The organism is Parafrankia irregularis, from assembly GCF_001536285.1.
GTDB classification, from domain to species: domain Bacteria; phylum Actinomycetota; class Actinomycetes; order Frankiales; family Frankiaceae; genus Parafrankia; species Parafrankia irregularis.
The window spans coordinates 54,517-66,297 of sequence record NZ_FAOZ01000040.1 but is presented as its reverse complement, the minus strand read 5'-3'; the positions used below and the strand labels follow the sequence as shown (position 1 = coordinate 66,297).

At 71.8% G+C, this 11,781-nt stretch carries 7 protein-coding genes; 4 read left to right on the top strand and 3 right to left on the bottom strand.

The genetic code is table 11. The features are described 5' to 3' along the window. Positions 1-791: 791 nt before the first annotated feature. Positions 792-2,420 carry an MFS transporter gene (locus tag AWX74_RS34755; protein ID WP_091285441.1) on the top strand — a complete coding sequence of 543 codons (1,629 nt, stop codon included), beginning with the start codon at positions 792-794 and terminating at the stop codon, positions 2,418-2,420. On the opposite strand, the gene AWX74_RS34750 is transcribed toward AWX74_RS34755, so the two are convergent. The 3 genes from AWX74_RS34750 to AWX74_RS34740 all read right to left on the bottom strand — a co-directional run bounded on the left by AWX74_RS34750 (position 2,310) and on the right by AWX74_RS34740 (position 7,604). Continuing rightward, positions 2,310-5,126, bottom strand: coding sequence for a phosphoenolpyruvate carboxylase (locus AWX74_RS34750; RefSeq protein WP_091285438.1), 2,817 nt, complete (start codon positions 5,124-5,126; stop codon positions 2,310-2,312). The two genes, AWX74_RS34755 and AWX74_RS34750, sit on opposite strands and share 111 nt — an antisense overlap. Positions 5,127-5,385: 259 nt before the next feature. Further along, positions 5,386-6,687, bottom strand: a complete 1,302-nt coding sequence (locus AWX74_RS34745; RefSeq protein WP_091285435.1) for a M56 family metallopeptidase — start codon at positions 6,685-6,687, stop codon at positions 5,386-5,388. A 407-nt stretch (positions 6,688-7,094) separates the two neighbouring features. Next, a complete protein-coding gene (locus AWX74_RS34740) occupies positions 7,095-7,604 on the bottom strand; it encodes a BlaI/MecI/CopY family transcriptional regulator (protein ID WP_091285433.1) in 510 nt (169 codons plus the stop codon). A 171-nt stretch (positions 7,605-7,775) separates the two neighbouring features. On the opposite strand from AWX74_RS34740, the gene AWX74_RS34735 reads away from it, so the two are divergent. The 3 genes from AWX74_RS34735 to AWX74_RS34725 all read left to right on the top strand — a co-directional run bounded on the left by AWX74_RS34735 (position 7,776) and on the right by AWX74_RS34725 (position 11,686). After that, positions 7,776-9,437 (top strand): cytochrome ubiquinol oxidase subunit I, encoded by a 1,662-nt coding sequence (locus AWX74_RS34735; RefSeq protein ID WP_091285429.1) that lies wholly within the window; start codon positions 7,776-7,778, stop codon positions 9,435-9,437. Then, positions 9,434-10,441, top strand: coding sequence for a cytochrome d ubiquinol oxidase subunit II (locus AWX74_RS34730; protein ID WP_091285425.1), 1,008 nt, complete (start codon positions 9,434-9,436; stop codon positions 10,439-10,441). The genes AWX74_RS34735 and AWX74_RS34730 overlap by 4 nt, the downstream gene beginning before the upstream one ends. Before the next feature lie 390 nt (positions 10,442-10,831). Next, on the top strand, positions 10,832-11,686 hold the full coding sequence (locus tag AWX74_RS34725) for a CPBP family intramembrane glutamic endopeptidase (protein WP_091285420.1): 855 nt from the start codon (positions 10,832-10,834) through the stop codon (positions 11,684-11,686). The last annotated feature ends 95 nt before the right edge of the window (positions 11,687-11,781 follow it).

Here is an 11,781-nt window from a genome sequence, read left to right as displayed (position 1 = left end):
GCGCATATTCTGTATGCGCAGCAGGGTTCGAGTCCGTGGGTGAGTTCGAAGCCTTGCTGGGGTCACAAGGTCTGAGCTGATCGATCAATGCGCTGATCCGGTGTCGCGTGGGCCTTTGTGGGTTGGCTGTGGCCGGGTGAGGTGTGGATCAGAGCTGGGGCTACCGCCCTGGGTATGACGCCGGTGCGCCCGTGACGTTTACAAGACGTCCGGGCGTACCGGCGTTTCCGCGTCTACATCTCCTGGCCGGCTCCGCATGGCTGACAAGCGCCGCCCGCTCCCGCTCGGCGAGTCCGAAGACCTGGGGGTTCTGGTCGTTCTGGAGCCGGTCGTGGGATCGCGAGCCTCGGCTGCCCGCTGCCGCCACTGCGTCCAAGCGAGAAGTGAGGATTATGGCTGCTACAGCGACCGAAATCCTCAATTCTTGTGGATCGTCAAGGGCCCGGTTTTCGCTATCGGTGTGAATTGCTGGGGCTGCGTGGCGGCGCGGGATGCCCGGTGGGTCGCCGCGCGGCGGGCGGGTGTGCGCCACGCGCTTTCTGGGGTGGCCAGGATCCTCGGATCTTGCTCGACGGCGGCAGCGGCCAGTGGCATCGGTGGCGGTGGCGACAGCGGGGCGGCGGTGGTGGCAGCGCGTGGTGCCCGGGTGCCCGAGGTGGGCGGGCGGGGTGATCCGGGGCGAGGCGAAAGATCCGGGATGCCCCATCCGTTAGTTGCTATAAGCTAAACAATTGGCCCCCGGCGCCGCAAGGGGTGCAGAGCCGACATCCGCCCCGGAGGTGATCCGTCCGATGGTCGAAGTCGAACTGACCAGGAACCGAAGGTTCGCCGTGCTCGGGATCTGTTCGATGAGCCTGCTCATCGTCGGGCTCGACAACACGATCGTGAACATCGCGCTGCCCTCGCTGCGGCGTGACTTCGACGCGTCCCCCGCCGGCCTGCAGTGGTCCATCGACGGCTACACCATCGTGCTGGCGAGCCTGCTCATGCTCGCCGGCTCGATGGGGGACCGGCTCGGCCGCCGCCGGATCTTCCAGGCCGGTCTCGCGCTGTTCACCCTCGGCTCCCTGCTGTGCAGCATCGCGCCCAGCCTGCACTGGCTGGTGGCGTTCCGGATGGTGCAGGCCGTCGGCGGCTCGATGCTCAACCCGGTGGCGATGTCGATCATCACGAACACGTTCACCGACCCGCGCGAGCGGGCGCGGGCCATCGGCGTCTGGGGTGCTGTCGTCGGCATCAGCATGGCACTCGGCCCGGTACTGGGCGGTGTTCTGGTCGAGTGGGTCGGCTGGCGTTCGATCTTCTGGATCAACATCCCGATTGGTTTGATCGCCCTGACCCTGGCCCAGCTGTACGTGCCGGAGTCACGCGCGTCGCGGCCACGGCGGCTGGACGCGGTCGGCCAGGTACTAGTGATCTTCATTCTCGCCACGCTGACGTATTCACTCATCGCCGCGCCCGAGGCCGGCTGGACGTCCGCCAGGACCCTCGGCCTGCTCGCCGGCGCCGGCGTCGCGGTGGCGCTGCTGGTGCGCTACGAGTCCCGCCGCGAGGAACCGCTGCTGGACGTCCGCCTGTTCCGCGTCGCGTCGTTCTCGGGGGCGACGCTGACCGCGGTGTGCGCGCTGGGGGCGCTCGGCGGCTCGCTGCTGCTCAACACCATCTACCTGCAGGACGTCCGTGGCTACCAACCGCTGCACGCGGGCCTGGTGACGCTGCCGATGGCGGCGGGCATCATCATCGGCGCGCCGCTGTCGGGGCGGGCGGTCGCGCGGTTCGGCCCCAGGCCCTCGCTGCTCGCGGCGGGGGTCGGCCTCACGCTGGGCAGCCTCGCGATGGTCGGCTTCGACGCCGGCAGCTCGACCGGGCAGCTGCTGATCGCCTACACGGTGTTCGGGGCGGGCTTCGGGCTGGTGAACGCGCCGATCACGAACACCGCGGTCTCCGGCATGCCGGTCGAGCAGGCGGGGGTGGCCGCGGCGGTCGCCTCGACGAGCCGTCAGGTAGGCCAGTCGCTGGGCGTCGCACTGGTCGGGTCCGTCGCGGCGGTCACCGTCACGGCGGCAGCGGGTGGGGCTGGGGGCGGGGGCGAGTCGACGACCATGATCGATGCGATGAGCCCGGCCGGCCGGTGGGTCGTCGTCGCCGCCAGCGCGGCCACCCTGGTCCTGGGCCTGACGACCGCTCCTCGCCGCCGGCGCGTCGCCGACGCGGTGGCGTCAGCGGCGCCAGCGGCGTCAGCGGCGTCAGCGGCGCCAGCGGTGTCAGTGGTGTCAGCGGTGTCGATGGGGGCAGCGGTGCCACCGGCGTCACCCGGTGTTGCGAAGGCCGGCGGCGATGCCGTTGATGGTCAGCAGCAGGCCGCGGCGCAGGCGGGGATCCGCGTCGTCGCCGGCGGCCCGGGTGCGGGCCAGCAGTGACACCTGCAGGGCGTGCAGCGGAGCGAGATAGACGTCCCGGACCTGCAGGGTGTGTCGCAGCACGGGTGCGGTCTCCAGCAGTTCCGACTGGCCGGTGACGCTCAGGACCTCGCGTACCGTGCGGTCGTACTCGGCCCGGATGACGTCGAGCAGGCCGGCCTGCTCGGGATCGACCAGGGTGGACACGTAGTGGCGCGCGATCGTGAGGTCCGCCTTGGCCAGCGTCATCTGGACGTTGCCGAGGAAGGTGCGGAAGAAGTGCCATGAGCGGTACATCTCGGCCAGCTCGTCGCCGGCTCCGGCCACGCGCGCCGCGGCCAGGCCGGAGCCGACCCCGAACCAGCCGGGCAGCAGGATCCGTGACTGCGTCCAGCCGAACACCCACGGGATGGCCCGCAGGTCGGCGAGCCCCCCGGTGCCGCCGGGCCGCCGCGCCGGCCGGGAACCGATGTTGAGGTTCCCCAGCTCGTCGACGGGCGTCGCGGCGAGGAAGAACGGCACCAGCGCGGGATCGGCCACCAGCGACCGGTAGGCGCCCTGCGCCGCTTCCGAGACCGCGGCCATCGTGTCGTCCCAGCCGGCGAGGACGTGGTCGGGCTGCCGAGAGGTCCGGTGCAGCACCGAGGCCTCGACCACCGCGGCCAGGGCGATCTCCAGGTTCTGCCGGGCGAGGCTGGGCAGGATGTACTTGTCCGAGATCACCTCGCCCTGCTCGGTGACCTTGATCGGCCCGTCCAGGGTGCCGTACGGCTGGGCGAGGATCGCCTCCCCGGAGGGGCCGCCGCCGCGGCCGACCGAGCCGCCCCGGCCGTGGAACAGCCGCAGGACGACGCCGTGGGCCCGCGCGGTGTCCCGCAGCTCGCGCTGCGCCTTGTGGATCTCCCACTGGGAGGCGGTGATGCCGGCGTCCTTGGACGAGTCCGAGTAACCGAGCATGACCTCCTGCACGTCACCGCGTGCCGCGACCAGCGAGCGATAGGACGGATCCGCGAGCAGCCGCTCGAGCAGGCTGCCCGCCGCCCGCAGCTCGGTGACGGTCTCGAACAGCGGGACGAACCCGATGCGCGCCCACGCCCCGCCCGTGCCCGCTGCGCTGCCGCTACGGCTGCCGGCACCAGCACCAGCGCTGGTGCCCGCCGCGGTGCCCGAGCCGGTCGCGGTGCCCGAGCCGGTTTCCGCTCCCGCGGAGCGGCCCGTGCCGACGAGCCCCGCCTCCCGCGCGAGGACGACGACCGCGAGGATGTCGTCGACGCCTCTGGTCATCGACACGATGTAGCTCTCGATGACACCGTCGCCGTACAGGTCCAGCGCCCGGCGCACCGTGGTGAGCAGCTCGAAAGTCCGCGCGGCGCGTTCCGGCAGCGGCGGCGGGACCGCACCGAGCAGCGGTCGGCGCCCCGCCAGCTCCGCCACCAGCAGCGCGAGCCGGGCTGGTCGGTCCAGGCTGGCATAGGGGACGTCGAGCTCGCCGAGCTGGTCGTAGATCGCGCCGAGGGTCGCGTGATGGGCGTCGGCATGCTCACGGATGTCGAGTGTCGCCAACGACAGCCCGGCGGCGTTCGCGGTCCGGATCGCGCGCAGCACCGGCCCGTTCGCCACCAGCTCACCGTGGCTGGCGGCGAGGGAGGCCCGCATGAGCTCCAGTTCGTCCACCAGCTCGGTGATCCGCAGGTAGTCCTTGCCCGGCACATGCGGGGAGCCGGCGGCGAGCCTGGCCCGGGTGGCGGCCAGCCGGGCCAGGATGTAGCTGCATTTGAGCCGGTAGGGCTCCTCGGCGTTGAGCCGGATGAACCGGCCGTACACCTCGGGCAGCGCCGCCCGGTCCGCTGCCAGCGCGGCCCGCAGCCCGGCACTGATCTCCCCGACGACCCGGGTGGACGCGGTCAGCTCACGGACCAGCCGGTCGAGCGCCGCGGTGAGCACCCTGATGCCGAACTCGTGCTGAAGGTTCAGGACCTCGAGGGTGACGGCCGGGGTGACGTTCGGGTTGCCGTCCCGGTCTCCGCCCGCCCACGAGCCGAACGTCAGCGGGCGGGCGGTGACCGGCAGCTCCACGCCGATCCGGGCCAGCGCCCGGTCCAGGTCCTCCAGCAGGTCCGGAAGGACCTCGGTGATGATCGACCCCAGGTAGTACGTGGCGGACCGGGCCTCATCCGCCGGCTTGGGCCGCTCGACCCGCAGCTCGTCGGTCTGCCACAGGACGTCCACCATCTCGGCGAGCCGCCGGGCCAGCCGTTCGTCGTCGGCACCGGGGCGGCGCGGGTCGTCGGCGGCGTCGAGCAGATCCGCGATGCCGCGCAGGGTGTCCAGCACGGAGCGTCGACTGGCCTCGGTGGGGTGCGCGGTGAACACCGGCCGGAGCTCAAGGCGCCGCATCACCTCGGCGGGCAGGCCCGGGTCCAGGCTGCCGTCGGCCACGGCGTCGGCGATCTGCTCGGTGAGCGCCTGCAGCCGCCCGCTCGACCGGTCGGAGATCTCCCTTGAGCGGTGCAGCTGCTCGGTGATGTTGGCCAGCTGGAAGTAGGCGCTGAACGCCCGGGCCAGCGGAATCGCCCTGGATGCGTCGACCTCGTCGAGCACTGTGGCGAGCTCGGCGCCGGCGTCCTCACCGCGGGCCAGCAGCCGGACCCGTTCGACCAGGTCGAGCAGCTCGGCGCCCTCGTGGCGGGTGAGCGCCTCACCGAGCAGCGTTCCCAGCCGGCGCACGTCGGCGCGTACTGCCGCGTGGCGAGCGTCGGAGGAGACACCGCCGGAGAAACCACCCGGATCCTGAGCCTGGCTCCGCGACGACGGCGACGGCGACGCCGGCGCTGGCGTCGGCGTCGGCGTCGGTGGCGGAAGCGGTGAGGCCGGTGGTGACTTTGGTAGTGGTTGCGACTTTGGTCCCGCCTGCGCGCCGGCCGCGGGGCCGTCTGGTTCCGATGCGGGCGACGACGGGCCGGGGCGACTGGTCAAAGGACGTCTCTCAGAGGAGCAGCAACAGGACCGGGGCGAGGAACACCGCCACCGCGGTGAGGTAGGCCGCGCCGGGCAGCCAGATCGGGACCGTCGGGGGGTCGAGCAGCCGGGAGATCCGGGTGACAACAGGTGTGTGCACGGGACTGCGCCGCTGGGCGCCGGGGCTTTCGCCGAGAAAGGTGGTCATCGTGGCGACGAGGCGGCCGGCCCCGCCGACTCCCAGCACCGCCAGCGACTCGGGGGCGGTGCCCGGCGGCATGCCGGTCACCCCCAGCGTGCCGGCGGGCACCGCGGCACGGGTCACCCCGAGCCGGGCCAGTGCCCGCGCCAGCGTGCGCCCACTGGTCCGCTGCGCGGCGGCGTCATCCGCGAGCATCTCGACCAGCAGCGACACCGCGGCGGTGGCCTCGCGTGCCGGGCGCAGGAACGGAAAGGTGCGCTCCCAGGCCATGAAGGGCTGGATCACCAGGTCATGCCGGCCGGCGACGTGCGCCTCCTCGTGCGCGAGGACAGCGTCGAGCTCCTCCGGTGTCAGCGTTCGCAGCAGCCCCTCGGAGACCACGACCCGCGCGTGCCGCCCGCCGGGAACGCAGTAGGCGACGGCGACCGGATGGTCGAGGATGCGCAGCCGGGCGGCGCTGCGTTCCCGGTGCAGGCACAGGGAACACCCCTCGCCGGGAAGCTCGGCACGGCCCCCCGCCAGGCCCATCGGCCCTGCCGCTCGGCCCTCTGGCCCGGCAGGGGCGCCTACTGGCCCTGCCGGGTCACCAACTGGCCCTGCCGGGTCGCCCGCCGGGTTGGCGTCGCCCGCGTTCGGGACGTCTGCGGGCGTTCCTGACTCCGCGGGCTGGCCGTGGCCGGCGCTGCGTCCGTGTACGGGACCATGTGCGTGATCGTGGAGGTGGTCGCGGTGCCGGTGACCGGCCAGATCGACGAGGTGCCGGTGCCGATGACGTTCGCGCAGCGTCGCCGCTGTCGACACGGCCAACACGCCGAACAGCCGGGCGGCCAGCGCGGCGGCGATCGCGAGACCGATGAGATTCATCCGGCCGAGCCCGACGAGTGGGTCGCCGGCCAGGAGGTTGGCCGCGTGGTCGGCCATCGCGGCGGGGATGCCCTGCGACAACGGGGCCACGGTGAACGCCGCCGCGGCGAGCAGTGCGGACACCCCACCGGCCAGGCCGATCGCCTGCCACAGCACGATCGCGGCGCGCGGACAGCGGTGCGGCCAACGGGCGGCGGCCAGCAGGCGTGGGGCCGGCCATGCCAGCGCGCACGCGAACAGGGCGAGAAGGGCCGCGGTCGTCATGTCCAGCCTGACGCTACCGCTCTGCACCCGGACTGACTACGATTGCGCGCCGACTGCGAGCCTGATCGGACCGAATGCGCTGGTCGTCGCTGTTATGGGCAGTCGGGGGGTGACTTCGGTGACGTCCGGTAGTCCCCTGACGGTGGTCATGGCCAAAGGTCCCGTGCGTCGATCTTCGGGCTGCCCCTGCTGTCAAGCAAATCCCGAGGATCGTGGTTGTTCGAACGACGAAGATCCTCAGGTCTTCGGTCGCCGTGGCCTCGGGTCGCGGTCGCCGTCGCTGCTGCCGAGCAAATCCTGAGGATCGTGGTTGTTCGAACGACCGAAATCCTCAACTCTCGGCCTGCGGCAAAGCGGTCGCGGGGCAGGGGAGCGGGGCGGTGCCGGTGCCAGGCGCGCTGGTCGTGTCAGGCGCTCGGGGCCGCCGCGTCAGGGGCGCTGTCGGTGCCGGCCTCGGCTCGCGCCGGGCCACCGTCGGATCCGGCCGCCGGGGCCTCGACGGGCGCGTGTGCCTGCTCGCCGCTGCCGCCCTCGGTGCCGGGCGTGGCCTCGGGCGTGTCGGCGGGGCCGGTGGGCTCGAGCGCGCGGCGCAGGATCTCGGCCTCCTCCGCGGACACCGAGCCAACGAAGCGGACGAGCGCGGAGCCCCGGTCGTCGGCGGTGCCGAGAGCTTCCAGCATCGCCTCCGCGACCACGGCCTCCCTGCTGTCGGCCGCCGCGTAACGGTGGGCGCGCGCGGCCCGCTGGCGGCGCACGAAGCCCTTGCGCTCCAAGCGCTCCAGCACGGTCAGCACGGTGGTGTAGGCGAGGTCGCGTTCGTGGTGCAGGCGGGCCGCGACGTTACGTGCGGTCAGCCAGCCCTCCGCGGACCACAGGACGTCCATGACCGACCGTTCCAGGTCACCCAGGCGAGCCATAGACCGATCCTACGCCGCGTAGAACTTCCTGCCCGCAAGTTCGGTCAGGTCGCTCGATCTCACAACAAAAAATCTTCTACGGAACGTAGAATCTTCTACATCTCGTAGAATTTTCTACGGGACGTAGAAGTACGCGACGGGCTCGCTGCTACCACGGTGGAGGAGGCCCCGATGGTCCAAGCCGCCGCAGTTCTCACCGATGTCGCGGTGTTCTCCCACGTTGAGACGCTCTCGCTGGCTGCGGATGTGACCCGCGCGAGCGCACTGTCCACCGACCTGGCGCGCGCGCAGACCGCGATCTCGCTGGCGTTCCACATCTGCTTCGCGGTGTTCGGCGTCGGGATGCCGTGGCTCCTGCTGTTCGTCGAAGGCCGCTGGGTCCGCACCCGTGACCCGGTCTGGCTGGCGCTGACCCGCAAGTGGTCCAAGGCGTTCGCGGTGCTGTTCGCCGTCGGCGCAGTCTCCGGGACGGCACTGTCCTTCGAGTTCGGTCTGCTGTGGCCGGCCTTCATGGCCCGGTACGGCGGTGTGCTCGGACTGTCGTTCACCCTGGAGGGCTTCGCGTTCTTCACCGAAGCGATCTTCATCGGCATGTACCTGTACGGCTGGAAGCGCCTCTCGCCGCGGGCTCACTGGATGACGCTGTGGCCGATCGCCATCGCCGGGACGATGTCGACTCTCTTCATCATCACGGCCAACGCCTGGATGAACACCCCCGGTCACATCACAGAGGTCGATGGCAAGGTCGTTTCGGCAGAGCCGTTCGCCCCGTTCCTGGCCGCGACCGCGCCGCATCAGCTCGTCCACATGCTGCTGGCTGCGCTGATGTGCACCGGCGGCATCGTCGCCGGGGTGTATGCCGTCGGCCTGCTGCGCGGCCGGCGCGACGCGTATCACCAGCGCGGACTGCGCGTCGGTCTGACCGTCCTGCTCGTCTGTGCCCCCCTGCAGTTGGTCGTCGGCGACATCGCGGCCCGGGTGGTCGGTGAGAAGCAGCCGATCAAGCTCGCCGCGATGGAGGGGATCGGCCACACCCAGACACATGCCCCCTTGACCATCGGCGGGATCTACGACGAGGAGACCGGCGAGGTCCGGCACGGGATCGAGATCCCCAACCTGCTGTCGTTGATGGAGGGCTTCAGCGCCGATCACGAGATCACGGGCCTGTCGGCGGTGCCCCCGGAGGAGCGGCCGGACGCGCGCCAGGTGCACCTGGCCTTCAACGTGATGGTCGGGCTCGGCTGTGCCCTGATCGCCTTCGCCGGCGCCACCGGTATCGCGGTCTGGCGCCGGCGCCGGCGCGGGGAACGGCCGCTGCTGCCCACCGGCAGATCGTGGCTGTGGGCGGCGGTTGCCTCGGGCCCGGCCTCCGTGGCGGCGATGATGGCCGGCTGGGAGGTGACCGAGGGCGGCCGCCAGCCCTGGATCGTCTACGGCCGGATGCGGGTGGACGAGGCTGTGACGACCACCGAGGGCATGCCGGTGATCTTCGCTGGGACGGTCCTGCTCTACCTGGGCCTCGCGGTCGCGCTGGTGCTCATCCTGCGCCGGATGGCGACCGGCGGGCCGGTGCTCGGCGGCGCCATCGCCGAGAGCACCACCACGCCGGACATTCCGGATGCACGGCCGGCGCCGGCGGGCCAGCCCGCGCCGGCGCCGGAAGCCTCCGCCAGGCCGGAAGCCTCAGCGTTGCCCGAACAGTCCGCGCCGCCGGGCGGCTCCGCGAGGTCGGAAGCCTCCGGATTCGACGCCCTGACAACCGAGCCGCCCGGCCGTCCCGGTGCGGACCGTCCCGGCGCGGGCCGTGCCGGGCAGGAGGGGGACGCCCGATGACCGCCGCGGACCTGCTCGCCATCGTGATGGTGCTCGGGCTCACCGCCTATGCCCTCACCGGCGGCGCCGACTTCGGAGGAGGCGTCTGGGACCTGTTCGCCCGCGGCCGCGACGCCGCGGACCAGCGCCGGCTCGTCTCCGCGGCGCTCGGCCCGATCTGGGAGGCGAACCACGTCTGGCTCATCTTCGTCGTGGTGATGATGTTCAGCGGCTTCCCGGCGGCGTTCGGTGTCGTCGGTTCGACCCTGGAGATCCCGCTGATCTGCGCGCTCGCCGGCATCGTGCTGCGTGGCGCGGCCTACGTGTACCGGGCGTACGGCTCAGGCGCCGCCGGGCCGGACCACTGGTGGGGCCACGTGTTCGCGGTCTCGTCGGCGATCACGCCGGTCGCCCTCGGGGTGGCCGGCGCCGCGCTCGCCACCGGTGACGTCGCCGAAGGCGCACCGCTCACCCCGGTGAAGAGTGCCTTCGGGATCCTCTGCGGTGTGTTCGCGCTCGCGGTGACCGCCTTCCTGGCGGCGGTCTACCTGTGCCGCGACGCGGCCGCCAGCACCGAGACGGCGCATCTGGTCCCGGGCTTCCGGCGCCGCGCGCTCGGCGGTGCGGTCGTGTCCGGGCTGCTCGCCGCCGCGCTGTTGCCTCTGCTGTGGTCCGAGGCACCGGTGGTCGCGGATCGGTTCGCCGATCGTTCGATCCCGTTCGTCGTGATCTCCGCGATCGGTGGGGTGTCCTCGCTGGTGGCGCTGTGGCGGCACAGGTTCACGACGGCGAGGGTGACGGCGGGTCTCGCGGTCGCCGGCGTGCTTTGGGGCTGGGCCGCCGCGCAGTACCCGGATCTCGTGATGGGCCAGGCGACGATCGACTCGGCCGCCGCCCCGTCGGCCAACATCGTGGCGATGCTGATCGCGGTCTGCTGCGGGCTCGTCATCCTGGTGCCCTCACTGTGGATGCTGTTCCGCCTGTTCTCCAGCCCGGAGGTGTCCAGCCCCGAGGCCAGGTCCTGACGAGGGACCGGCCCGGGATGCGGCCCTGCGTCGGCATGCTGCCGGCGCAGGGCCGCGCTGCGTCAGGGCCGCGCAATCCCGGCCAGGGGTGTGCAGCGCATTCCCGAAGGCGGCGGATGTGGTCCGCCGGCTCCGACCGGGGCTGTGACTGCGGTTGCTGTTGAGCAAGATCTGAGGATCGTGGTCGTCGCAACGACCAAACTCCTCAGATCTTCGTAGCTCCGGCTTCGAGCGGCCGGCCAGGGCGGGTGCGGACGGTGGTGGCGGCTCCCGGCGCGGGAGTCGTTTCGGCGGCGCGACTACCTTCATTAGGTGATGAGGGCCAGCTCCGGTAGCAGCCGAGCGGACGGTTCCGCCGTGCCCACAGGAGCCGCACCGCCTCCGACGGCGATGACGACGACGAGCCCGCCGGCTCCGCCTCCGCCTCCGGCGCCGGCGCCGGCACCGACGCCGGAGGCGGAGCCGGCCTACCAGGGCGGTGCGGAGTCGCTCGGCCACCGGCTGCTGCGCAACGAGGTTCTCCTCGTTCTGGGCGTCTCGTTCGCATCCTCCGGCCTGTTCGCGCTGATCCGGTATGTCGGCGTGCTCACCGCGGAGAAGTCGGTGCGTTCACAGGTCGCGAGCCTGAACTCGTCGGCGGCGCCGGGCCGGCCCTGGCTCGATCTCGCGTTGCAGCTCGCGTCGATCGCCTCCGCGTTGGTGCCGGTGTTCCTCGTGTGCCATCTGCTCGGCCGGCACGGCGGCGGCGCCGCGGCCATCGGGCTCGATCGGCGTCGCCCGTGGGCGGACGGCCTGCGCGGGGCGGCGCTGGCGGCGGTGGTGGGTGGGGCGGGGCTTGCCTTCTACCTGGCGGCCTGGCACAGCGGCGCGAACCTCACGGTCTCCCCGTCGAGCCTGCCGGACGTCTGGTGGCGGGTGCCGGTGCTGATCGCCTCCGCGGCCGAGAACGGGCTGGCCGAGGAGGTCGTGGTGGCTGGGTATCTGCTCGTCCGCCTGCGGGAGCTGGGCTGGCGCTCGAATTCCGCCCTGCTGGCGAGTGCGCTGCTGCGCGGCTCCTACCACCTCTACCAGGGGCTGGGCGGGTTCGCCGGCAATGTCGCGATGGGGCTGCTGTTCGGGCGGATCTTCCAGCGCACCGGCCGGGTGCTACCCCTGGTGATCGCGCACACACTCATCGACAGTGTTGCCTTCGTCGGATACGTGATTCTTGCCGGAAAGGTCTCGTGGATCCCCGTTCCGAGGTAGCCTTCCGCGCTAAGGTAAACAAAAGGCAAACAAAAGTTGTCCATATCACAACGTGCCTGCGGGTGCGTTGTGTGTTGTGCCTTGCCAGGTCCCTT

Coding starts and splice junctions, on each gene's coding strand:
- AWX74_RS34755 (WP_091285441.1), top strand. CDS start 792: ATGGTCGAAGTCGAACTGACCAGGAACCGAAGGTTCGCCGTGCTCGGG.
- AWX74_RS34745 (WP_091285435.1), bottom strand. CDS start 6,687: ATGACGACCGCGGCCCTTCTCGCCCTGTTCGCGTGCGCGCTGGCATGG.
- AWX74_RS34740 (WP_091285433.1), bottom strand. CDS start 7,604: ATGGCTCGCCTGGGTGACCTGGAACGGTCGGTCATGGACGTCCTGTGG.
- AWX74_RS34735 (WP_091285429.1), top strand. CDS start 7,776: ATGGTCCAAGCCGCCGCAGTTCTCACCGATGTCGCGGTGTTCTCCCAC.
- AWX74_RS34730 (WP_091285425.1), top strand. CDS start 9,434: ATGACCGCCGCGGACCTGCTCGCCATCGTGATGGTGCTCGGGCTCACC.
- AWX74_RS34725 (WP_091285420.1), top strand. CDS start 10,832: ATGACGACGACGAGCCCGCCGGCTCCGCCTCCGCCTCCGGCGCCGGCG.